Raw genomic sequence first — 23,767 nt, 5'->3', positions numbered from 1 at the left:
AGATCAGCCCGAATTGTAAGAAAACGTTCCGTCCAGTCCTCCAGACACATAAGCTTACAAAAGGCATCCGTGCGAACACAATGAGGATACAACACTGTTTTGTTCTGTAGCTCCGGTTCATCTCAGGGGAGCAGATCGATGGCAAACCAAATCAACTTCTCACGGCGACACTTCGTAGGCTTGGCTGCATTGACAACAGCGGCGGTCCAGCTTGGGGTGGGTGCCGCACAGGCCCAGGAGGCGATCCACACACCGCCTAGGCTGCCGCAGGTCAAGCCCGGCACAAATACATCCTTTCCCTCGCTCAAGCAGGTCCAGGCAGGTGTCCTGAATGTAGGATACGCGGAAGCGGGGCCTGCAGATGGCACTCCAGTAATCCTGTTGCACGGCTGGCCCTACGACATCTATACCTATGTGGATGTGGCACCGCTGCTCGCCGAGGCGGGCTACCGGGTGATCGTGCCTTACCTGCGCGGATATGGAAGCACGCAGTTTCTGAAGGCCGAAACGCCCCGAAACGGCCAACAATCGGCGATCGCGGTTGATATCATCGCCCTGATGGACGCGCTGAAGATTGATAAGGCCGTCGTGGCCGGCTGCGACTGGGGTGCGCGAACTGCCAACATTCTCGCAGTGCTCTGGCCGGAGCGGTTCAAGGCGATGGTCTCCGTAAGTGGCTATCTCATCGGCAGCCAAACACTGAACCAAATGCCCTTGCCACCCCAGGCCGAGTTGCAATGGTGGTATCAGTACTACTTTGCAACGGAGCGCGGACGGCTTGGATATGAGAAGTATCGGCGTGAGTTCGCCAAGCTGATCTGGCAACTCGCCTCGCCGAAGTGGAACTTCGACGAGGGCACGTTCAACCGCAGCGCAGCCGCGTTCGACAACCCGGATCACGTCTCAATCGCGATTCACAATTACCGTTGGCGGCTCGGATTGGCTGAAGGCGAACGCCAGTACGATGAGCTTGAGCGCCGGCTGGCTGAGTTTCCCGTGATCAGCATCCCATCGATCACCCTGGAAGGCGATGCGAACGGCGCTCCTCACCCGGATCCGGCTGTCTATGCCAAGAAGTTCTCCGGCAAGTATGAGCATCGCCTGATCACTGGCGGGATTGGCCACAATCTGCCTCAGGAGGCCCCGCAGGCCTTTGCTCAGGCTGTTGTTGACGCTGATCGAGCTTAGTTAATGCGAAACGCCGAGCCTCTGTCGAGGTGGCTCGGCGTACTCCGACAGCCTGAGCGCTGGGGTTCGCGGCGGCAATGACGCGCTACCTTACATTGCCTCGCGTTTCCTCCGGATACTGCCCGTCATCGGAATGAGGCGCGGATCTCCTCAACGGTCTGCTTCGGGCTTTGAAGATGAGGGTAGTGTCCGATACCAGGCAGAAGAGTGATGTCCACGTTGATCGCCTTGGCAAACTCGATCCCCATCTCCTTAGTGATGTAGATGTCCTTCTCGCCCCAAACCACTCTCACGGGCGTCTTGAGCTTGCCAATGTTCGCCTCGAGATAGTCCTCATCTCGCGTAAAGTGGGAGTAGTAGTGGTAGAAGGCGTCTGGCGGTGTCATTCCACCATGGCTCCAACTGCTGGACACGTCATCTTTGAACCCAGCGGAAACCTCAAACTGCGCTTCTTTGGGCAGCCCTCCCCTTACCGCGGTATCAAGAATTTCCGCGCCGGTCCTGGTTTTATAGGCGGCAAGCGTCGCACTTGCCGAAGGCTCCGACTTCAGGCCTTGCAATCTGTCGTGCATGTATTGAGGTCTGTTGAACGGTGCGAAGTCACCAACAATGATGGTCTTGGCGACGTTCGGATCCTCAAGGGCCAGTAGAAGCGCTGGCAGGGCTCCGATGTCAGTCGCATAGATCGTGAGCTTCGATGTATCGATGCCGGATTTTTTGATGTATTCGCCCAAGACCCGTGCATAGTCCTTCGGCGAGTAGGAGAACTGATCGGCGGCGGGCCGTGATGAAAGACCGTAGCCCGGCCAGTCAAAGGCATGGACTTCATAGTCAGAGGAGAGCTCTCTCGATATTTCGGTCCAGGCGCACAGCGTCTCCGGGAAACCATGCAGTAGAAGCACTGTTCCCCCGGGACTTGAGTTCTGCATTTTCAACCTTCTGAGCGTGATGTCAGAACCGACGTCAACAAAACCTATGTCCATAGCCTGTTCCTTCGCAGCAGATGTGTCGACGCAGCCCCAAGCAGTCGAGGAACCAAGAGCCAGACCAAAAATCACAAACAGTGAACGCTTGAGCATAGCATGTCCCTCCAAGTGACCTCGGGATTTCATTGAATCATCCGGTTGACCTGTGCCTGCAGCCATGGACCGACGACGAGAATAACGGGGACCACGATCACGTACCCGATGCCCCATGACCGCAGCCACGTGAGGGCGAAGGTCTCCGAAAAGCCTACGTTGAGGGCCAGGATGGCAAACGAGATAATACCCGTCGTCACGATGCCCATCAGCAAGGCGAAGGCGATTTTCCGTTTCACTTGCGTATTCACTGAGTTGTCCATTTCGAATTCCATGCCGGGCCGATCCGCCCGGGATGCCGCGAGTTCATGTTCCACCTCGTGCGCCTCCGTGAGACGTTAAAACGATCGCCGAGCCAGCAGATCGCTGGCTCGGCAATCTCCATCAGCGGACGGTCTTGAAGGCGGCTCGCAACTCTTCGCTGAAGAGCTTCGGCTCTTCCCAGGCAGCAAAGTGGCCACCCTTCTCGACGCGGTTGTAATAGATGAGGTTCGGATAGGCCCGCGACAGCCAATGCTTCGGCGGCTTGTAGACCTCGCCTGGAAACACTGTCACAGCCACCGGAACCTTGACGGGCGTCAGCTTCGCTCCGGGCGCAGCATTTTCCCAGTAGATCCGCCCGCTCGATGGACCGGTATTCGTCAGCCAATAGAGCGTGATGTTGTCGAGGATCGCGTCCTTGCTGAGGGCCGCCTCGGGGTCGCCCCGCGTGTAGACCCAATCGGCGATCTTGTCGTACAGCCAGGCAGCTAGGCCGACGGGAGAATCCGCAAGCCCGTATCCGATCGTCTCAGGCCGGGTGCCCATGATCGCGGCATACCCGAAGCCATTGTTCAGAAAATCGCGCGCTTCCTCGAAGATGACCTTCTCCTCGGCGGACAGGTTGTCCGGCCCAGGGCCGCCGCTCCTGAGAGCTTGAGCGGCATCCGGCGGGAAGGTGGTAGCCCGTTCTACCCGGTTGACGTGGATCGCCAGCAGTCCGTTAGGTGCCTGACGGCCCAAGGCGTCGCTGATGATGGCCCCCCAGTCCCCACCTTGGGAAACATACCGCGGATACCCGAGGCGTTTCATCAGCACGTCCCAGGCCGCCGCGATACGCTGCGGGTTCCAGCCGGAGGCTGAGGGCTTCTGAGAGAAGCCGAATCCGGGAATGGTCGGGAGCACAAGATGAAATGCGTCTTCGGCTTTGCCGCCATGGGCTGTGGGCTCAGTGAGCGGGCCGATCAGGTTCAGCAACTCGAAGACGGAGCCAGGCCATCCATGGGTCATGATCAGCGGCAAGGCATTGTCGTGAGGCGAGCGTACGTGGATGAAGTGGATGTCCACACCATCAATATTGGTCACGAACTGCGGCAAGGCATTCAGCTTGGCCTCGGCCTGACGCCAATCGTAGGCGCTCTGCCAATAATCCACGAGGGGCTTCAACTTATCGGGTTGAATGCCCTGCGAGCGGTTGGTCACCGTCTCGCCGTCAGGCCATCGGGTCGCGGCAAGCCGCAGGCGCAGATCAACCAGCGCCGCCTCCGGGATATTCACCTGAAAGGGGCGGATCCAGTCGGGCGCGGGTCTCCTAGCCCCGTCTGAGGCCAAAGCGCCCGCCAATGGAAGAGTGGCCGATGCCAGTCCCACCGCCGCACCGCCCAAAAGCAGGGAACGGCGCGAGAACTGCCGACTGTCGGATGTTTCATGGGATGCCAATGCGCCCTCCCCTATGTCGAGGTCCATCGGAGAACTCACTTCACCGGCTCAAGGAGAGGGGCACCCTTCGTAACGATGTAAGTCGCCAGCTCCGAGGCTTTGCCCGGGCCGACGTTCTTGGCGATATGGGCCACTCCGGCCGGGATGAACAGCGACTGGCCCACGGTGAGGGTGACAGGCTGCCGGCCCTCGAGCTGATACTCGAGAGTGCCCTCAAGCACGTAGGCGACTTCTTCGCCCGGGTGCCTGTGGTTGATCGAAACGACGCCAGGATTGAAGTCGACCCGTACCTGAAGGACTTCCTTACCGGGCAGGCTGATGTCGCTTTGCACCAGATCGGTGCGCTGGGTGACGTTCTGCTGAGCCTGGGCTGCCTGAAGCGAAAATAGGCCAACTGCGACGAGGGCAGCTGACATTAGGTAGTTGCGCGCTCTCATTTGCTCTTCCTTCCGGGGAGGCGGCATGCCTCTTGCTGGTGGAAAATCATCGCGCTGTTCGTGTGTCCTGGATGTTTCAGGGACAGAGCCTGATTGTATCCGACTGCCTTGAGACGCCCATGCCGATACATTCAGATACAAAAATCTAACCCAAACGGATGGGCAATCTAGGTCCGAAAGCTTCAACCACGTCGCCCTCTCCGATTTGGTGCCGTGGCACTTTCATGTGCTTGCTGAGCCGATGCGAGGTCAGTCGGGTGGGTGCCATGCACCCTGGCGTGAGAGGCATAAATCAAAGAGAACACCGAAAGTATCACGATCACGGCTATCAGCAGAAGGCGCACTAAACGCTCCTGCGGCTTGGCTTCCGTTCCAACTCCAGGGTAACACTCCGGCCGGTGTTTGGCTTTCCAACGCATGGGAGCCTCTCCAGACATCCTAGTTCGACATGAGCGGCTCGCTCGGGGTTCTCTCGCAGATCGATTTCATCGACTTCCGCGCCCGGTGAGCGAACGGCTTGTCGAAGTCGCGCGGCTGCGTGATCGGCAGTTGCAGACAGATGCTCTGGGCCGGCAGAACCTGACACCAGTCGTGGATCAGTTGCCGGTAGCTGCGCCCGACCGCCCGGATGTTGCGGTCGAGATCGTACAGGCCGAGCGGGTTGACGGTGCCGTTCTCCTCCCGCAGGGCGGTATCCCAGTCGACCTGATCGGTGAGCGAGTACCACGTGAAGCCAATCATCGGCACGCCGGAGTTGCGCACGCGTAGGACATTGGACCACTCCTTCCAGAGCCACTTGACCGCCTCGTCGCCTCGTGGACCTTCCTTGACGTTCGTCTCGGTGTGCATGACCGGCAGCATGTAGCGGTCGTGGTACTGCCGGGTGATCTCGGCATAGCCGAAGACCTCGTCGGAGGCGCTGGTGTGCCCGTTGGCCGAGACGAGGTGCTCGTTGGTCACATAGTAGTCGTTGCCCATGATGCAGTGACGCTTGAGATTCGCTCGCATGAAGAACTCGTATTCGTCCCGGCTCATCCCGTTGTCCATGAGATAGAGGAACATGTCCGAGTCCACCCGCCGGCTGTAGTTGAGGTCGAGAGGAAGAAAGCGGCGGGCGTTGTAGAACTCGGCGAGTGGGATCGCATTCGGGCAGTCCGGGTGGAAGTGTTCCGAGGACTCGCTCTGGATGAAGATGGCATCGGCGCGGACGTCGAGGATCGTCCCCATGGCCAGGACATTGGCCTTCACGATGTGTTTCAGCGCCGTGACGAAGGCCTGATCACTCGACAGCTGCTCGTTCCACCAGCCATAGGCCGCCGAGAACGCGGCGCAGACGAACATCTCGTTCACCGGCGTGTAGAACTGAACCCAGGGGAAGCGCTCGGCGAAGGCCTGAGCATACCCGGCAAACAGGTCCGGAAAGTCAGGATTCTGGAAGTTGCCGATCCAATCCGGGACCCCGAAGTGGCAGAGGTCGACGATCGGCACAACGTTGCGGCGGTAGAGTTCGCCGAAGGTTTGGTCACAAAAGTCCCAATCGTAGCGTCCCTGCCCGAGCCATGTCGTGTGGATAGGCGGACCGTAGCGGAGATAGCGGATGCCGATCTCATCGAGCAGGTCGAAATCCGTCCTCCATAGGGTGTAGTGCCCGCACTTCTCCATCTCGTCGATGCGTGTTCGCCCGCCATTGATGGTGGGATAGCTGTTCTCGATCCCGGTGGCGAACAGAAACGTCGAAGCGGTCATGTTGGACCTCCCTCATGATGGGAGCGACCCCGATCGTGGTGTTATAGTGGAGGACGAACATCCGTCCACACGTGCCCACTGTATGGCCGAAACGGGCCATTCCTAGGTTGAAAACCTTGGTCAGGCGGGCTGAGCGTCGCCGCGAGCCCGCCCCGGAACGGCATCCTTCGTCAGGAAAGCGTGAATGGCAGCCACCACCTGTGCTCCCTCCCCCACCGCTCCGGCCACTCGCTTCACCGAACCGGATCGGACATCGCCAACGGCGAAGACGCCGTTGAGGCTTGTCTCCAACAGCCTCCGGCCAGGAGCCACATCGGCTCCGGTCAGAACGAAGCCCTTCGGGTCCAGGACCACTTGCGACGGATCCAGCCACTGCGTGTTGGGCGAGGCACCGATGAACAGGAACAGATGCCGCATCGACCGGCGGATTTCCTCGCCGGTTGCCAAGCGCCAGCGAACCGCCTCGAGCTGGCCGGGCTGTCCCTCGAGTCCGGTGATCTGGGCTTGGGTGATGATTTCCACGTTAGGAAGGCCTGAAATCCGGTCGACGAGATAGCGCGACATGCTCTTCCCAAGATCCTGCCCTCGGACGAGCAGCCAGACCTTCGCCACCTGACTGGCAAGGTAGACCACGGCCTGACCTGCCGAATTGCCGCCGCCGACGAGGGCAATCTCCTGCCCGGTGCAGAGCTTCTTCTCCAGGGGTGAGGCCCAATAATGCACGCACGAGCCCTCAAACCGTTCCAGGTCCGGCACCTCGAGCCGCCGGTAGCGGGCGCCCGTGGCGATCACCACCGAACGGGCACGCACCCGCTCCTGGTTGAGCAGGGTCACCACGTAGGGACCACTTCCTGATGGGCCCTCGCCCTCAAGGCCAACAGCCTCGTCCGGCATCGCCATCTCGGCCCCAAACTTCTGGGCCTGGGTGTAGGCCCGAGCCATGAGGGCCATGCCGGTGATGCCGGTTGGAAAGCCAAGGTAGTTCTCGATCCGCATGGAGGCACCAGCCTGGCCGCCGAAGGCCCGGCAGTCGAGCACCAAGACTGAGAGCCCTTCCGAGGCCGCATACACAGCGGTGGCGAGACCGGCGGGGCCGGCGCCCACGACGGCCACATCATAGACCCGGTCCGGATCGAGCGGACCCACCAAGCCGAGACAACGGGCCAACTCGTCCTCGCTCGGATTGCGCAGCAACCGCCCGTTTGGGCACAGGACGATCGGCAGTTCCCCGGGATCGACATCGAACTGCTCGACGAGCGCCCTCGCCTCCTGATCGATCTCGGGATCAAGGCTCTGGTGGGGGTGACCGTTGCGGGAGAGAAAGCCACCCAGCCGCAGGACGTCGCGGTGAGTTCCAGGGCCAACGATCACTGGTCCCCCGGCGCTCAGCTCCAACAGCCCCATGCGTCGCAGGATCAGCGCCCGCATGATCCGCTCGCCGAGTTCCGCTTCGGCAATCAACACGGCCCTGAGCTTTTCGGGCGGAATGACCAAGGCCTCCACCGGCTCAACCGTCATCGCCTCCACAAGGGAGGGACGACCGGAAAGCTGGGTGAGCTCGCCCATGATCTCCCCGGCCTCATGCTTCGTAATCAGCAGGCGCTGGCCGGAGGCGTGCTGGATGATCTCCACCCGGCCGGCCAGGATCACCGCGAGGCCGCGTCCTGCTTCGCCGATCCGGACCAGCGTCTCGCCGGGCTGGTAGTGGCGGACCTCGCCAAACCGGCGCATGCGGTCAATTTCGGCCTGCTCAAGGACGGGAAACGCCTGCTCCCGGCGTCGTTCCATAATTGACGGTCCTGCGGCAGCCATGAGCGGCCTCGTCCTCTCTTGAGCAAACCTCTAAATCATCTCCCGCCGGAACGCTCTGGGCGTGTGACCGGTGAACCGTCGAAAGAGCGCGGAAAACCGGCTCGGGCTGCCGTAACCGACAATACCTGCCACATCGGAAATCGACAGTGAGGCATCGGCCAGAAGCGTCATGGCCCGCTTGATACGGCGTGTCATTTGGTAGTGGTGCGGCGGGACGCCGGTGGTTTGCTTGAATGCCCGGCAGAAGTGATATGGGGTGAGCCGGACGACGGCCGCGAGATCAGTCAGAGAAATATCCTGGTGGAGGTTCGCCTCGATATAGTCGCACGCAGCCTTGCTCTGCCAACTGGCCAAGCCTCCCCTGTGTCCGTTGAACGTTTCGATACAGCGGCTTTGTGAAGGGTGAACCGCCTGGAATCTCGAAATCTCCGACAGCATAACGACTGCAAAAGATTCTACATACATGCGGGAATAGGTTTCCGGTTGGGCCAGGATATCATCGAGCCGTAGCATCAACTGGCTCAGGAATGGATGTTCGAACCGTACGATCGGGTAAAGTTCGCGCTCACCTTCCTCCAGATCCGAGCAAAGCTGTGGGTCGAGGTAGGCCGCTGTGAACGCCATGGCCCCCGCGCCTGGTTGCGCCCATCCATTCAGCCGACACCCCGCTGGGATGAAGATCAGTTTATTCCGGTTATCCCGTACGGTGGAACGTGGGAGGCCCTCGACGTAGGTCTCTCCGTCACTGCGACAGCAATTCAGGAGTGCGATGCAGTGTCGGCTGCTTTGGAGGGCAAAGTCGTATGGCTGCGGATTTGCCATGGTCACGTGGTCGGCATCGAGCACGCCCCATCCATAACTCAACCTCAGAACGTCCGCCGTTGACTTGTGGAACTGAATGGTGACCGCATCATCTGGGTTCATCGTGGCCTCCCGAAGAGGCCTCCCCGTCAGGCTACCCGGGAATGGCCAGAGCGAGAATGGGCTAGAGCCCTCAGAACAATATTACTTCGACAGCTTGGATCGACGGCCGCGATATCCGAGTGGTCACCATACATCGGTCAAGCTTGGAACGCAGGCTCCCCTTCGAATAGCGCGTCATCGGACTGATTGTATCCGTTTTTCGCCATGATGGGCACTACGAGACCAGCTGAAGTTGCGCAGAAAAGGTGACCATCGCGCGGTCGAGGCGAGGCGGATTTGCGCAATTCCAGGCGAGTTGGCGCAACTTTGGATCTGTTGCTGCTCACCGTGATCGGTAAAATACCTCACGCTAGCGTATTCTTGCCCTCACTGTAGAGAACGGTCCGAATTCGGACTCATCGCTCGCTAGGTGCGGCCAACCATGGATCCTGGCTACCAGATCAATTGCTTCAACCGCCGCATCATCGCGCAGGCCTTACTTCGCTTGCTGGCCGACACGGACAGGCTGGCGATGAAGACGCAGACCGTTTGGTGGTCGCTTCAGGGATCTGCGCTGGCCCTTCTCGACAGAGCTTTAGAGAGGCAAAGGCAGGATCTTCTTGACGGCATGACTCCCCTTGCCCGCCGGGTTAGGGCTTTGAGCTCGGATATTGCCATCGACCATGCCACTCTGAATGCTCATGCGCGTATCGTTGCTTCCCAGCCAAAAGGCACATCGGAACGTGAGACGTTGCGTCAGCTTCCGCTGGATCATCAGAAGGTTTCCGAAGTGATCCGGTGCGCCCGCACCCTTGCGGCAACCTTGGACGACGACACGACTCTGTCTCTTCTGGATCTGCGCCTGATAGCTCATGAAACGGCGATGTCACAACTGAAGGACTTGTTCTCAGTCCTGGACGAACGGCACGACCTTCTCAGCCAGCAGGCGAATGAATGCTTGATTCCCGGTGTAGAGGTCCCGGCCTGATCTGAAGCCTCGGGAGCTTTGCGAATGACGCAAGTGCGCAAATTGGACGAAGGCATCGGGAGGATGGGGATCCGCTTCGGGTTTGTGCTCTCCATGCTTGGTTTGTGGCTGCTGCCAGAAAACTCGGCCCATGCCCAGGACGGTTCTACTTCGCCGCCTTCCGTGACCGTCGCCAAGCCTGTGGTCAAGGACATCGTCGAGCGGACCGACTTCATCGGGCGCTTTGAGGCAGTCGATCAGGTCGACATCCGCGCCCGGGTCTCGGGGTATCTCGACAAGGTTCATTTTCAGGACGGGTCCCTCGTCAGGGCGGGATCCCTCCTCTTCACCATCGATCCGCGTCCGTACCGGAATGCGCTCGAGCAGGCGAAAGCAGCCTTGACCTCCGCTCAGGTCCGGCTGGAGTTTGCCCAAAGCGACCTTGCTCGGGCCGAACAACTGCGGATGACCGGCAACATCACCGACCAAATCTTCGACCAGCGCCGTCAGGCCTTTCTGACCGGAAAGGCGGACATGGACCGGGCGCAGGCCGCCGTGCGCCAGGCCGAGCTCGATGTCGGGTTTACGGAGATCAAGGCGCCCCTGACGGGCCGGATCTCCCGCAAGCTCGTGTCCGAGGGCAACCTGGTCAACGCCAACGAGACGCTCCTGACGAACATCGTCTCGCTCCACCCGATCCAGTTCTACTTCGATGTCGACGAGCGCTCGTTCCTGGCCTATGCACCCCAACCCAATGGGGGCACGAGAACAGCCGCCAACGGATCGGCCAATGAGGCTTTGCTCACGCTGACGGACGAGCGCTTGGGCAGCGCAAGGGACAGATCGATTTCGTCGACAACCGGCTGGATGAGGCCAGCGGCACGATCCGGGTGCGTGCGGTCTTCGACAACAAGGATATGGTGCTGACGCCCGGCTTGTTCGGCCGCGTGACGATCGGGGCTTCGGATCCCTATACAGGCATTCTCCTGCCGGACGAGGCGATCGGCAGCGACCAGGACCGGCGCGTCGTCTATGTCGTCGGCGAGAACAACATCGTCAGTCTCAAGCCGGTCCGCATCGGCCCAAGGATCGATGGCTACAGGGTCATTCGCAGTGGGTTGACGGGCAACGAGGCCGTGGTCGTGAACGGCCTCGTCCGGGTTCGGCCCGGGGCACCCGTTACGCCGCAGATGACGACGCTGCCACTGACACGGGAGCGAAACGGCACCTGACCTCGCTGATGAGGGCACTTCCATGCGGATGGCTCATTTTTTTGTCGACCGTCCGATCTTTGCGACCGTTCTGTCGGCCCTTTTCCTGATCGTCGGTGGCATCGCTTACACCACGCTGCCGGTGGCGCAGTATCCGGAGGTCGCGCCGCCTACTGTGGTGGTCCGGGCCAGCTATCCGGGGGCTGACGCCCAGACGGTGGCAGCCACGGTTGCCACCCCTCTGGAGCAGCAGATCAACGGCGTCGAGGACATGCTGTACATGTCCTCTTATTCGACCAGCGACGGCGCCATGGCGCTGACGATCACCTTCAGACTGGGCGCCGATCTCGACAAGGCGCAGGTGCTCGTCCAAAATCGGGTGGCGATCGCAACGCCGCGGCTGCCGGAGGAGGTGCGGCGTCTCGGCGTCACAACGCTCAAGAGCTCGCCCGATCTGATGATGGTCGTGCACATGCTCTCGCCTGACGAGTCCTACGACCAGCTCTACATCTCCAACTATGCCCGCAACTACGTCCGCGACATCCTGTTGCGTCTCCAGGGCGTTGGCGATCTCACCATCTTCGGCGAGCGGCAGTACTCCATCCGCATCTGGCTCGATCCGGAGAAACTCGCCTCCTACGGCATGACCTCGGGTGACGTGGTCCGCGCCATCCAGGAGCAGAACGTTCAGGTCTCCGGCGGAGCCCTGGGACAGGAGCCGACGCCCACGGATGCCGCCTTCCAGCTCACGGTCACCACGCAAGGCCGTTTCGAGGATCCGCGTCAGTTCCGGTCGATCATCGTCCAAGCCACTCGCCAGGGGCACCTTGTGCGGCTGCAGGACATCGCCCGCATCGAACTGGGAGCCCAGGATTATGTGACGAATTCCTACCTGAATGGAAAGCCGGCTGTGGCCCTCGCGATCTTCCAGCGGCCCGGCACCAACGCCCTTGATACCTCGGAGCAGATCATCCGGAGCATGGAGGAGCTCAAAGCCAACTTCCCACCGGGAATCGCGTACCAGATCGTCTACAATCCCACCGAGTTCATCGCCGAGAGCGTCAACGAAGTCTACAAGACGCTGTTCGAGGCCACGGCTCTCGTTGTGCTCGTCGTGATCGTTTTTCTGCAGAGCTGGCGCTCTGCCATTATTCCCATTGTGGCCATTCCGATCTCCTTGGTCGGCACGTTCGCTTTCATGGCGGCTCTTGGATTCTCGATCAACACCCTCACCCTCTTTGGGATGGTTCTGGCCATAGGCATCGTAGTCGACGATGCCATCGTCGTGGTCGAGAACGTCGAACGCAACATTGCCCTCGGATTATCGCCTCGTGACGCAGCCCACACCACCATGGACGAGGTGGGCACGGCTGTCGTGGCCATCGCGCTGGTTCTCGCCGCCGTCTTCGTGCCCACAGCCTTCATTCCCGGCATCACGGGCCAGTTCTACCGCCAATTCGCCCTTACCATCGCGGTTTCGACGCTGATCTCAGCCTTCAATTCCCTGACCTTGTCGCCAGCCCTTGCTGCAAGACTGTTGCAGCCGCACAGCCACGAACATTCACACAATCCGGTGTCGCGTTTTGGCAGGACTCTGGCGAACGGCTTCAACCGGGGCTTCGACGCCACCTCGAACGGCTACGCCAGAGCGGTTGGCGCCGTCGTGCGGCATAAGCTGATCGTGCTGCCGATCTATGGTGGGCTCCTGGTTGGAACGCTCTGGATCACCGATCACGTGCCGCGCGGCTTCATCCCGACGCTCGATCAGGGCTATGCCATCGTTGTAGTGAAGCTGCCCGATGGTTCCTCCCTGTCCCGGACCGACGCGGTCGTGCAAAGGGCCTCGAAGATTATCCAGGAAACGCCGGGTGTTCGGAATGCGGTCGCCCTTCCAGGCTTCTCGGGTGCCACCTTCACCAATGCAACCAATGCGGCGGCCATCTTTGCCGGATTCAAGCCGTTCGAGGAGCGCATCAAGTCTGGGGATTCCGGACCCAAGATCATCCGCGATCTCTTCGCCCGCATGCAGCCGATCGAGGAGGCGTTCATCATCGCCATCCCGCCGCCGCCCGTCCGCGGCCTCGGCAATTCGGGAGGGTTCAAGGTGCAGCTGCAGAACAGGACCGGCGACGACGTGCGCGGCATTCTCGCGGTGGCCTATCAACTGATAACCCAAGCCCGCCAAAATCCGAATCTCGCTGGCGTTTTTACGACGTTCTCGGCCAACTCACCTCAGGTCTATCTCGAGATCGACCGGCAGAAGGCCAGCATCCTTAACGTGCCGATCCCGAACATCTTCGAGACGCTGCGGATCAATCTCGGCACGGCCTACGTGAACGACTTCAATGCCTTCGGCCGTGTTTATCAGGTGCGGGCGCAGGCCGATCAGCGCTTCCGCATTGACCAAGAGGATATCAACCGGCTGCGGGTCCGCTCGTCCACGGGCGCCCTTGTGCCTATGGGCACCCTCGTCGAGATGCAGCAGATGTCTGGCCCTGACCTGGTCCAGCGCTACAACATGTTCACCTCAGTGGCCCTTCAGGGCAATGCGGCTCCGGGCGTATCCTCAGGCGCCGCGCTCAATGCCATGGAGGCACTGGTCCGGCAGAATCTCTCTCCCGGCATGGGCTTCGAGTGGACGGAGCTGGCGTATCAGGAGCGGCAGACCGGCAATACGGCGGTGTTCATCTTCGCCCTGTCCGTGCTCTTCGTGTTTCTCGTGCTCGCGGCCCAATACGAAAGCTGGTCTTTGCCGATCGCTATCATCCTGATCGTGCCGATGAGCGTGCTCTCCGCGCTGATCGGCGTGATGCTGCGGGGGCAGGACAACAATATCCTGACCCAGATCGGTCTCGTGGTGCTCGTCGGACTGGCGGCAAAGAACGCGATCCTGATTGTCGAATTCGCCCGACAGGCGGAATTTGATGGCAAGACGCCAGTGGAGGCCGTTGTCGAGGCCTGCCGACTGCGCCTGCGCCCCATTCTCATGACGGCGTTCGCCTTTATTCTCGGCGTGCTGCCGCTCGCCATCGCGACCGGACCCGGAGCCGAAATGCGGCAGGCCCTCGGCACGGCCGTATTCGCCGGCATGCTCGGTGTCACGGTGTTCGGACTGTTCCTGACGCCGGTCTTCTATGTGGCGGCGCGGCTCGTGGTGCTCCGGATGGGCAGGAGGCGCCATCGTCAGCCTGTCCGCATCCCTACCCAGGCTTCAACCCCAGCCGAATGAAAGGTCAGAAATGCGGCCTGACCCTGCCACTCTCAAGCCCTGTAAACGGTAGGAGGATGACATGAACGATACGCAGGTCATCGGCGAAACTGCGTCCCAGACCCAGAGACCGCAGGCAGTCGACATGAAGCTCGAGGTCGTCGTCATCCCGGTTGCGGACGTCGATCGCGCCAGGAGCTTCTACAACGGCCTGGGATGGCGGCTCGACGCTGACTTCGCCGCCGGTGACGACTGGCGCGTCATCCAGTTCACGCCGCCTGGCTCCGGGTGCTCGGTCATCTTCGGCAAGAACGTGACCGCCGCGGCCCCCGGGTCTGCTCAGGGGCTGTATCTGATCGTCTCCGACATCGAGGCTGTCCGGGATGAGCTGCTTCGGCGTGGCGCCAAGGTCAGCGAGGTGTTCCACGCCGGCGAGGAGCACACTGGCACGGACGAGCCGTACCTGTTCGGGCGGGTCCGGGTGAGTGGCCGAGATCCCGAAAACCGCACCTACCGGACGTATGCCTCGTTCAGCGATCCGGACGGCAACGGTTGGCTGTTGCAACAGGTCGTCGAGCGCTTGCCAGGACGCGTGGACACGAACGGCGCCACCTTCACCTCGCCAGCAGACCTCGCGGCCGCGCTCCGGCGCGCAGCGGTCGCGCACGGCGAGCACGAGAAGCGGACCGGCCAGCATGATGAGGGCTGGCCGGACTGGTATGCCGGGTACATGGTGGCGGAGCAGACCGGCCAGCCGCTGCCGACGTGAGCGGCGATCCCAATGGTCTACGCTTTCGTTGGAACATCATCCTGATCCTTGGCCCGCACTTATCGTGGAGCCCGCACCATGACCCAGACCTTCGACGCCATCGTCATCGGGGCCGGACAGGCGGGCCCGTCCCTGGCCGGGCGGCTGACCGCCGCCGGGATGCAGGTCGCCCTCATCGAGCGTCATCTGTTCGGCGGCACCTGCGTCAACACGGGCTGCATGCCGACCAAAACGCTGGTCGCCAGCGCCTACGCGGCCCATCTCGCCCGCCGAGGCGCTGAGTATGGGATTGCCAGCGAGGGTCCGATCGGCATCGACATGCAACGGGTCAAGGCCCGAGCCGATACCGTCTCGACGAATGCCCGCACGAACGTCGAAAAGTGGCTGCGCGGCATGGATGGCCTGACGGTCATCAAGGGGCACGCCCGGTTCAAGGGGCCGGATGTCGTCCAGGTGGGCGAGAGCCTGCTGACCGCGCCCCGCATCTTCATCAACGTTGGCGGCCGCGCGAACGTGCCCGACATGCCAGGTGTCGACACGGTCGACTATCTCACCAACACCTCGATCCTCAAGCTCGACACGGTCCCGCGGCACCTGATCGTCATCGGCGGCAGCTATATCGGGCTCGAGTTCGCCCAGATGTATCGCCGTTTCGGCGCGGAGGTCACGGTGGTCGAGATGGCGCCGCGGCTAATTGCCCGCGAAGACGAGGACGTATCCGAGGCGGTTCGTGAGATCCTCACCGATGAGGGGATCACAGTCCGCCCCAGCGCCATGTGCATCGGGTTCAAGCCGCATGCGGACGGTGTGGCGGTCGACGTCGATTGCACCTCTGGAGCACCGATGGTGGTCGGATCGCATGTGCTGCTGGCGGTCGGCCGCCGGCCCAACACGGACGATCTCGGCCTCGACCAGGCTGGGGTCGCAGTCGATGCCCGCGGCTACATTGCGGTAGACGATACTCTTGCGACGAACGTAGCCGGCATCTGGGCTTTGGGCGACTGCAACGGCCGCGGGGCGTTTACCCACACCGCCTATAACGATTATGAAATCGCCGCAGCCAATCTTCTCGACGGTGACTCGCGCCGCGTCAGCGAGCGACTTCTCGGCTATGCCCTCTACATCGACCCACCGCTCGGACGTGTCGGCCTGACCGAGACCGAAGCGCTCAAGTCAGGCCGGAAGATCCTGGTGTCCAAGCGCCCGATGACGCGGGTTGGCCGGGCGATTGAACGCGGTGAGACCAAGGGCTTCATCAAGATCGTCGCCGATGCCGACAGCAAGCAGATCCTCGGCGCTGCCGTGCTCGGCGTGACCGGCGATGAGGTCATCCATGGCATCCTCAATATGATGAATGCCCGAGCCGCCTACCCGACCTTGCAATGGGCCGTGCCTGTCCACCCGACCGTCTCCGAGCTGATCCCTACCCTGCTTGGAGATCTCCAACCCGTTAACTAGGGGGGCTCTCTTGGCTAGGGTCTTGGTCGTCTACTACTCGTCCTATGGTCACATCGAGCAGATGGCGCAGGCCATCGCGGAGGGCGTCCTCTCCGTCGTTGGCGCAGATGCCGCCAGCAAGCGGGTCGCGGAGCTCGGTTCCAAGGGCGGCATGTGGCGGAGATTGCAGGAAGGCTGGAGCGAGGCGCCGGTGAAAGAGGCCCTGTCCCGCTTGATATGCAGCACCCGACCGAGACTGTCGGCGGAACAGCCAGGTAGCCAACATGATGCTTGCTCAGTGACAGTGCAGTCCTTTCGACGATTCTTGGATCTGTTTCGTGACCCACTCCGGCGGCAAGATCGCGCCGTGTCTCAGAGAGTGGGTCGAACTTCATGATGATTATCGATGACCAAACCAATGACATCTTCGCGTTCGATCCCGAGAGGGTTCACCGATACAAGGTCATCCTCCGGCGAAACCGACTCTTCAGTTTCTGGGCGGGCGAGCAACTCGGCAAGCTGGACTGCGAGCTCCTCCACTACATAGCGAGTGTGGTGGACGCTGATCTGGAGGAGCCAGGTGATCGCGATATTCTCCAGAAAGTCCGCCACGATATGCGGACCGCCGGCATCAGAGTTAGTGAGGCGGCTCTTCGCGCAAAACTGGAGGAGTTGCGTGTTCAGGCCCACAATGAGTTCGACAGGCCATCTGCCAATCCATCAACATCATGAGGGATGCCATGCACGACTTGCTTGAGCGCGTCCTCGCCGCACATGGCGGTGTGGACCGGTGGAACAGCTCTCACGAGGTGAGTGCAACCGTTGTGACCGGGGGCGACTTCTGGGCAACAAAGGGGATCTTCACCGACGACATCCGGCGCCGAACAAAAGTTGGAATACAACGGGAATGGGCAACTCTTGCGCCATTTGGCGATCCGGACTGGCAAATGACATTCGCCCCCGACCGGGTCGTGATTGAAGCCAGCGACAACTCGATTGTCGCTGAGAGAAACGACCCAAGGTCGGCCTTTTCAGGTCATGGGCTCGAGACCCCGTGGGATCCGTTACACCTGGCCTACTTCAACGGTTATGCCCTGTGGACGTATCTCACAACTCCCTTCCTGCTGGCGATGCCCGGCTTTGAGGTTGAGGAAGTCGAGCCCTGGCAGGAGAAAGATGAGTCTTGGCGGGTTCTGCGTGCGACGTTTCCCGCCGAGATCGCCAGCCATTGCCGTGAACAGGACTTCTATTTCGGGCCGGACTTTCTACTCCGCCGCCACGATTACCAAGTGGACGTTTCCGGCGGCTTCCTCGCGGCACAGTACGTGTACGATGTCAGGGATTTCGGGGGATTTATGTTCCCGAACCGAAGGCGCGCTCACCCGCGTCTCGCGAACCGCCAGCCAGACCACTCACGCACACTCGTGTCAATCGATCTCAGTGACTATGAGGTGACTTGAAAGTCCTTGGGCGGATCGGATACCGGGACCTAGACTAGGATATTGGAGCCAACGCAGTCCGCTCCTCCGTTGTGAGCAACTGGGACGCCATCCGCTTGGCCTGCCGGGCGGGCTCGACACTGCGGGTCATCTGTGCAACGGCAATCGCACCCTCATGTAGCAGGTTCGTTTCGGCCGCAATCCGCTTCGGCTCTGCAAACCGCGCTGCATGGGCGAGTTCCTCAAAGTATGCCAGCGTCAGGCGCTTGTGCAGCACGGCGGTCCGGAACACAGGGTTGACGGTGTCCTTATGCTCCCCTGCGGCGCTCATGAAGATGCAGCCGCGGAAATGCTCGTCCCGAAACCAGGATTCAAGAAAGTCGAAGGTTGCCAGCAGGCGCTCGACCGGATCCTTCGCGCGCTGCTCGACAAACGCCCGCATGGCGTCCCGCTCCTGCTCGTCCCTACGCTCGAGAACGGCCAGAATGAGATCCTCTTTGGTTTCGAAATGCCGGTAGAGCGTCGTCTTAGCGACCCCGGCCTCGGCGATGATCAGGTCAATACCTGTCGCGTGGTAGCCATGCTGGTTGAACAGCCGCAACGCGGTCTCGAGCAGATGATCACGAATTTCTGAACGACGCATTACACCCTCCCACGACAATACAGATCTGTATTTTTACATTAGGGCCAACGGTGCTCGAAAGCAAGCACGCGTTTTCTCTCCAAATGCTCCCCAAACGTGCGTCTTCGCACAGCGGCGTCCAGAGCCGCCTTGCAAAACGATACAGATCTGTATAAATCCAGTGCGTCCGATACGGATTGGTATCGTTTGGGATTGGTGGGACGGCCTGCCGATCCAGTGAGATCAGGAGGGGCGATGATGCCCTGGACTATCAAACGGCAGTGCTCCTGTTACCATGTTGCTGAGAAGAAGACCGCCCGAGGAGGCTTGGTGTGGACCTTTCGATCCATAGTGATCGGCCTCCTCCTGTTGTTTGCCCTTGTCGGGATCCCGCGCGTCAATGCAGGCGAGCCCCGTCAGTTTGAAGGAGCCTGGATCCCCTCAGCAGGCGCAAGCGCTCAGCCGACAGACGCCTGGAGCGAGTTTTGCGAGCGGAGCCCGGTCGAATGTGCGATCGACCCCTCCGAGCCTGCCACAATCAAGCTCGACGAGCGTGCCTGGGCCTTGATCGTGGCGATCAACAAGCAAGTCAACGCGGCCGTGTCGCCGCAGGAAGACATCACCCACTGGGGCGTGATCGACCGCTGGGACTATCCGGACGATGGCTATGGTGATTGCGAGGACTACCAGATCCTCAAGCGGCGCATGCTGGTCGAAGCCGGCTTGCCGCGGCGGGCCCTTCGCATGGTTGTGGTGCTCGACGAACTCGGTGCAGGCCATGCCGTCATGGCTGTCCGGACCGATCACGGCGACTTCATCCTCGACAACAAGCGGGACGCCGTCCTGCCGTGGCATCAGACCGGGTACGTGTACATCAAGAGCGAAGGTGACCGGACCCGCGCGTGGGTCTGGCTGAGCAATCAAGCCGTCGTCACGTCGACTGTCAGCCGATAACGGGGAGGCTCTCATGCCACGGTCGCTTCACGGAAACCGCGCACGCATTCTGATCGCTGACACCAACACGACCTTTCGGGAGAGTCTCGGGCAGCACCTGCGGTCAAGCGGGTTCGAGGTGGTGCTCGTCTCCTCCGCCCGAAGCGCTTTTTCTATGCTGCGTGACCGGGATCGGCCAATCGACTGGTTCTACGTCCGGGCTGATCTGCAGGACCTGATGGACGGATGGATCCTGGCCGATGAGTTCCTTGACAGGCCTCCGCATCGAGCCGCGGTGATTGCCGCGTCGGTCGAGCGCGTCTCCGGGCAGGGTCACGTGGTTCTGAAGGAGCCCTCGCTAGCAGTCGTCCTGGATGCCATCCGAACCGTGTCCAACACACCCGAACCCACACGCTCCGCCGCTGTCGCGAATTCCGATCCACGGCGTCGTGCAGCGTACCCGATGCTTTCGCCTGGAGCCAATTGCCAGCCGTAACCCGGCACCTGGAGATATCGATCATGTACACCAAAGCAATCATAGAACAAGCGTGTGCCGACTATCCTTTCTTAAGCGACCTTTGTGCTGCCGAAATCGAGCGGCGCATCATCCAAGCCTATGTTCGGCTCGTGTTTCAGGCGGTTGACAGAAACAGTTCGCGAGCCATTGCGGTGCTGCGGCTTGGCTCGCTTGAAGTCCACCTGGCCGAACTTCACCCGGCATCGGCCAGCCCGGGCCTGCCGCCATTCTGGATCGAGGTCATCGACGCCCCAACGCAGAGCTCAGTCGACAGCCTGGGGTTCCACGACTTCGACGAGGATGAATTGGCAGCGGCAGTCGAGATGATCGTGAGCGCGACGCATGACGCCGGTCACTGGAATGCCCCGTCTCCGCGCGGACCCGCAACCTAAATCGAACGGCCGTGCCGGCGTGGATCAATGAGGACGAAGTCATGGACCGAAGCAACGAGCAATGCTCCTTCTGGGCCTCTGTCACCGCGGTGCTCACGCTGACACTCGTCATTGGCGCGCTATATCTGCCCTTGTTTCTGTAAATCAGCGGTTGCCGCAATCCCGGCCACAGCTCAGGGCTGTTCCGAGAATGGTTCGGATGAGAACGGCGAAGCTGCCAGGCCGTTTCATCACATCGGGGACCGGCTCTGTTGGGGAAAAAACGGCGATCCTAAAGGATCGCCGTCAGCTCACGGGGAGGGTGTCAAAGCCTGCAGGAGCACCGGCTGTGTACACCCAGGGAGGCTATCGAACATCTCAGCCATATGCTGGAAAAAGCCCGTCGAGATGATCCGATTGTCGCAATTCCGAGCAAAATCCAGCAATCCGAGACTGGATCCCAGCGATACGAACCGGTTCGATGGCGAGCAAGCCACAGATCTGCCCGGCTGACCGCCTAGGTTGGTGGGCCACAAGGGAGGTGTGACATGGCCAGCTTCGATGCCTTGAGGCTGCTCTTCCCCCAGGACGGCCATATCCCAGCGGAACACCGACCTCCCGCTGCCATTCACCAACGGACCTATCTCGTCGATGGCGAACTGAAGGCCTGGGACGGAGCTGTCGATACGGTGCGGTCGCCGGTCTGCCTGCGTGCCGCGGACGGCCGACTGCAGCAGATCGAACTCGGGAGCGTTCCCTCCGGAGCAGAGAAAGAGGCGGAAGAGGCGCTCAAGGCCGCCGTGGACGCGTACGACGGCGGCCGCGGCCGGTGGCCCACCATGACGGTCGCCGAGCGCATAGCCTGCCTGCAGGACTTCACACGCCGGATGATCGACTGCCGCCAGGAGGTCGTGAATCTGATCATGTGGGAGATCGGCAAGCCGAAGGCGGATTCCGAGAAGGAATTCGAGCGCACCGTCGACTACATCCGGGCGACGCTCACCGCCCTGAAGGAACTCGACAACAGCAACTCCCGGTTCATGATCGTCGAAGGCACCATCGGCCAGATCCGGCGCACCCCGCTCGGAGTCGTTCTCTGCATGGGGCCGTACAACTATCCCCTGAACGAGACGTTCGCGACCCTGATCCCGGCGCTCGTCATGGGCAACACGGTGGTATTCAAGCCACCACGGTTCGGCGCCCTGTTGTTCTACCCGCTGCTGGAGGCCTTTCTAAACTCCTTCCCAAGGGGCGTGATCAACATGGTCTACGGGCGCGGCTCGGTAGTTGTGCCCCGTCTGCTCGACACTGGCCAATTGAACGTGCTGGCCCTGATCGGCTCGAGCAAGGTCGCTGACCATCTCAAGAAGCTGCATCCAAAGACCAACCGCCTGCGGGCCATTCTCGGGCTCGACGCCAAGAATGCCGCCATCATCCTGCCGGATGCCGACCTCGAGCTTGCCGTCAGAGAGTGCCTGATCGGGTCCCTCACGTTCAACGGCCAGCGCTGCACGGCGCTGAAGATGCTGATCGTGCATCAGTCCATCGTGGAACCGTTCCTGCGCCGGTTCAGCGAGGAGGTGGCCAAGCTCAAGGTCGGCATGCCTTGGGAGGCGGGTGTCAACATCACCCCGCTTCCTGAAGCTGGCAAGACCGATCACATGACGGCTCTGGTGGAGGACGCCAAGGCCAAGGGCGCTCGGGTCGTCAACCAGGATGGCGGCAGTGTGGCCGGCACCCTGTTCTACCCGGCGGTTGTCTACCCTGTCGAGGATGGAATGAGGCTCTACCGGGAGGAACAATTCGGGCCTGTTGTCCCGGTGATGCCGTTCGAGGATCTCGAAATGGCGCTCGAGTACGTGACCACGTCCGAGCACGGGCAGCAGGTGAGCATCTTCGGCTCAAGCCCGGACCAAATCGGCCAGCTCGTCGATCCGCTCGTCAACCAGGTGTGCCGGGTCAACATCAACTGCCAGTGTCAGCGCGGCCCTGATGTGTTTCCCTTCACCGGCCGCAAGGACTCGGCGGAGGGCACCCTGTCGGTGACCGACGCCCTCCGCTCGTTCTCGATCCGCTCGATGGTCGCCACCAAGGAAACGGAAGCGAACAAGAGCCTGCTTGAGGCCATTGTCACTCAGCAGACATCCAACTTCATCAACACCCGCTTTATCTTCTGACCGTCGGAGGACGCTCGACCGGTTGTAGGTGCGCCGGCGCCCCTTCCCGGTTGCAATCGGCATAGCCAGGGAGGCACTGAGCGATACTGAATTGTATCATTTAGTGCCTCATCCGGAGCCGCTTCATGCGCGTATCATACCCACCCACGACAGTTCTGACCGCTGAAGGACGCTAACGAAGACGGCGCCTTTGATCCTCTTTGGCATGCAGTCCCAGTAACAGCTCAGACAGGGTCACATGGGGATCGTGTGCCATTTGGCACCTCGCGTGAGCCAGAAGCCCTTCGTTTCACGGACAATGCTTGCCGAGTGATACAGATCGGTATATCTCAGTCGTTATCGATACAGATCAGTATCGTTTACCCCGCAACCGGCCGAAGGGCCGCCGCGGAAACCCAGGAGAAAGCAATGTCTCGTGTTTCTAGTCCCAACATCGCGGCGTATCCGGGCCCTCAGGCTCCCGCAGCTTTTCTGTTTGATCTGGTCGACCGCCATGGCCGGACGGTCACAACAGCGGGCCTCTATGCCTCGCTGGTCGTGATCTATGCCTGGTTCGGTGGCATGAAGTTCACTGCCTACGAGGCGGAAGGCCTGACTGGCCTCGTTGGCAACAGTTCGCTGTTGAGCTGGGTCTATCCGATCTTTGGCGTGCGAGGCTTCTCGAGCCTCCTCGGTGTCCTCGAGCTCAGCATCGGCGCCCTGATTGCCGCCCGGCTCATTGGACCCGTGTATTCCCTCATCGGCGGTGTGCTCTCGGCAGGTCTGTTTGTGACCACCCTCAGCTTTATGGCAACCACGCCGGGCGTGTTTCTGCCGGAGGTTGGTTACCCGGCGATCTCCGTCGCACCCGGTCAGTTCCTGCTCAAGGACATAGGCTTGCTCGCTGTGTCCCTCGCGATCGCCGTTGACTCGCTTTCGCGCCTGCGTGCGGCCCGCGCTGCCTGACCGATGGCGGGGCGGAGCCTCCACTAGGCTTCGCCCTCCCCTCGAAGGCCCGTCGATTGCGGGCCACCGGGGAGAGGGCGGCACCTGCCACCCTTACGCCGACGGTATGAGTCGGCCAACATCAGGAGTTTCACATGTTTATCGCCTTCATCATGGCTAAGATCAGTGCCTATTTGCATTATCGCCAGGTCATCCGTGAGCTGATGCAACTCTCAGATCGGGAGCTCGACGATATCGGCATCTCCCGTAACGATATCGATGGCATCGCGCGTCAGAGTGCGGCCTCGTAAGCCGCCTCCTGGATCACC

21 protein-coding genes and 1 pseudogene are annotated in these 23,767 nt (G+C 61.1%); 14 read left to right on the top strand and 8 right to left on the bottom strand.

From position 1 onward, the window contains the following. The first annotated feature begins 138 nt into the window (after positions 1-138). Positions 139-1,188: an alpha/beta fold hydrolase gene (locus tag HPT29_RS28205; RefSeq protein ID WP_173949686.1), complete on the top strand. Its 1,050-nt coding sequence runs from the start codon at positions 139-141 to the stop codon at positions 1,186-1,188. 125 nt (positions 1,189-1,313) lie between these two features. On the opposite strand, the gene HPT29_RS28200 is transcribed toward HPT29_RS28205, so the two are convergent. The 7 genes from HPT29_RS28200 to HPT29_RS28170 form a co-directional block, all read right to left on the bottom strand. After that, positions 1,314-2,267 carry an alpha/beta fold hydrolase gene (locus HPT29_RS28200; protein WP_173949687.1) on the bottom strand — a complete coding sequence of 318 codons (954 nt, stop codon included), beginning with the start codon at positions 2,265-2,267 and terminating at the stop codon, positions 1,314-1,316. A 29-nt stretch (positions 2,268-2,296) separates the two neighbouring features. After that, positions 2,297-2,518, bottom strand: a complete 222-nt coding sequence (locus HPT29_RS28195) for a DUF2798 domain-containing protein (RefSeq protein WP_173949826.1) — start codon at positions 2,516-2,518, stop codon at positions 2,297-2,299. A 133-nt stretch (positions 2,519-2,651) separates the two neighbouring features. Next, complete coding sequence (locus tag HPT29_RS28190) at positions 2,652-3,992, bottom strand: epoxide hydrolase family protein (protein ID WP_173949688.1); 1,341 nt, start codon at positions 3,990-3,992, stop codon at positions 2,652-2,654. A gap of 8 nt (positions 3,993-4,000) precedes the next feature. Next, positions 4,001-4,402 carry a cupin domain-containing protein gene (locus HPT29_RS28185; protein WP_173949689.1) on the bottom strand — a complete coding sequence of 134 codons (402 nt, stop codon included), beginning with the start codon at positions 4,400-4,402 and terminating at the stop codon, positions 4,001-4,003. Positions 4,403-4,840: 438 nt separating this feature from the next. Next, the gene (locus HPT29_RS28180; RefSeq protein ID WP_173949690.1) at positions 4,841-6,148 is read right to left on the bottom strand and encodes a family 1 glycosylhydrolase; all 1,308 of its coding nucleotides are present in this window, start codon (positions 6,146-6,148) and stop codon (positions 4,841-4,843) included. A gap of 120 nt (positions 6,149-6,268) precedes the next feature. Continuing rightward, on the bottom strand, positions 6,269-7,936 hold the full coding sequence (locus tag HPT29_RS28175; protein WP_259061101.1) for an FAD-dependent oxidoreductase: 1,668 nt from the start codon (positions 7,934-7,936) through the stop codon (positions 6,269-6,271). A 54-nt stretch (positions 7,937-7,990) separates the two neighbouring features. After that, a complete protein-coding gene (locus HPT29_RS28170) occupies positions 7,991-8,884 on the bottom strand; it encodes a helix-turn-helix domain-containing protein (RefSeq protein ID WP_173949692.1) in 894 nt (297 codons plus the stop codon). A gap of 421 nt (positions 8,885-9,305) precedes the next feature. Here HPT29_RS28170 and HPT29_RS28165 point away from each other — a divergent pair, with 421 nt between their 5' ends. From HPT29_RS28165 to HPT29_RS28125, 7 genes and pseudogenes are all read left to right on the top strand, one after another. Beyond that, positions 9,306-9,851, top strand: a complete 546-nt coding sequence (locus HPT29_RS28165; protein ID WP_173949693.1) for a ferritin family protein — start codon at positions 9,306-9,308, stop codon at positions 9,849-9,851. Between the two features lie 93 nt (positions 9,852-9,944). Continuing rightward, positions 9,945-11,062 (top strand): annotated as a pseudogene (locus HPT29_RS28160) (efflux RND transporter periplasmic adaptor subunit). Between the two features lie 22 nt (positions 11,063-11,084). Continuing rightward, positions 11,085-14,270: an efflux RND transporter permease subunit gene (locus HPT29_RS28150; protein ID WP_173949694.1), complete on the top strand. Its 3,186-nt coding sequence runs from the start codon at positions 11,085-11,087 to the stop codon at positions 14,268-14,270. Between the two features lie 61 nt (positions 14,271-14,331). Next, positions 14,332-15,018, top strand: coding sequence for a VOC family protein (locus HPT29_RS28145; protein ID WP_173949695.1), 687 nt, complete (start codon positions 14,332-14,334; stop codon positions 15,016-15,018). Positions 15,019-15,096: 78 nt separating this feature from the next. Further along, positions 15,097-16,476, top strand: a complete 1,380-nt coding sequence (locus tag HPT29_RS28140; protein ID WP_173949696.1) for an FAD-containing oxidoreductase — start codon at positions 15,097-15,099, stop codon at positions 16,474-16,476. 372 nt (positions 16,477-16,848) lie between these two features. Further along, on the top strand, positions 16,849-17,187 hold the full coding sequence (locus HPT29_RS28130; RefSeq protein WP_173949697.1) for a DUF1476 domain-containing protein: 339 nt from the start codon (positions 16,849-16,851) through the stop codon (positions 17,185-17,187). 8 nt (positions 17,188-17,195) lie between these two features. Next, positions 17,196-17,915 (top strand): hypothetical protein, encoded by a 720-nt coding sequence (locus HPT29_RS28125; RefSeq protein ID WP_173949698.1) that lies wholly within the window; start codon positions 17,196-17,198, stop codon positions 17,913-17,915. Between the two features lie 34 nt (positions 17,916-17,949). Here HPT29_RS28125 and HPT29_RS28120 read toward each other — a convergent pair whose 3' ends face one another. Then, positions 17,950-18,537, bottom strand: a complete 588-nt coding sequence (locus HPT29_RS28120) for a TetR/AcrR family transcriptional regulator (RefSeq protein ID WP_173949699.1) — start codon at positions 18,535-18,537, stop codon at positions 17,950-17,952. Positions 18,538-18,846: 309 nt separating this feature from the next. Between HPT29_RS28120 and HPT29_RS28115 the strand changes: the two genes are divergently transcribed. The 6 genes from HPT29_RS28115 (at position 18,847) to HPT29_RS28090 (ending at position 23,749) form a co-directional block, all read left to right on the top strand. After that, positions 18,847-19,470, top strand: a complete 624-nt coding sequence (locus HPT29_RS28115) for a transglutaminase-like cysteine peptidase (RefSeq protein WP_259061097.1) — start codon at positions 18,847-18,849, stop codon at positions 19,468-19,470. Positions 19,471-19,483: 13 nt separating this feature from the next. Beyond that, positions 19,484-19,945 carry a DNA-binding transcriptional response regulator gene (locus HPT29_RS28110; RefSeq protein WP_173949700.1) on the top strand — a complete coding sequence of 154 codons (462 nt, stop codon included), beginning with the start codon at positions 19,484-19,486 and terminating at the stop codon, positions 19,943-19,945. 23 nt (positions 19,946-19,968) lie between these two features. Beyond that, positions 19,969-20,358, top strand: coding sequence for a hypothetical protein (locus HPT29_RS28105; RefSeq protein ID WP_173949701.1), 390 nt, complete (start codon positions 19,969-19,971; stop codon positions 20,356-20,358). 527 nt (positions 20,359-20,885) lie between these two features. Then, the gene (locus HPT29_RS28100) at positions 20,886-22,514 is read left to right on the top strand and encodes an NADP-dependent glyceraldehyde-3-phosphate dehydrogenase (protein ID WP_173949702.1); all 1,629 of its coding nucleotides are present in this window, start codon (positions 20,886-20,888) and stop codon (positions 22,512-22,514) included. Between the two features lie 408 nt (positions 22,515-22,922). Beyond that, positions 22,923-23,459, top strand: coding sequence for a YkgB family protein (locus HPT29_RS28095; protein ID WP_173949703.1), 537 nt, complete (start codon positions 22,923-22,925; stop codon positions 23,457-23,459). 134 nt (positions 23,460-23,593) lie between these two features. Continuing rightward, positions 23,594-23,749, top strand: a complete 156-nt coding sequence (locus HPT29_RS28090; protein ID WP_173949704.1) for a DUF1127 domain-containing protein — start codon at positions 23,594-23,596, stop codon at positions 23,747-23,749. Positions 23,750-23,767: the final 18 nt, after the last annotated feature.

It is taken from the genome of Microvirga terrae (assembly GCF_013307435.2).
Lineage (GTDB): Bacteria > Pseudomonadota > Alphaproteobacteria > Rhizobiales > Beijerinckiaceae > Microvirga > Microvirga terrae.
This window is presented reverse-complemented; position numbering and strand designations above follow the sequence as displayed.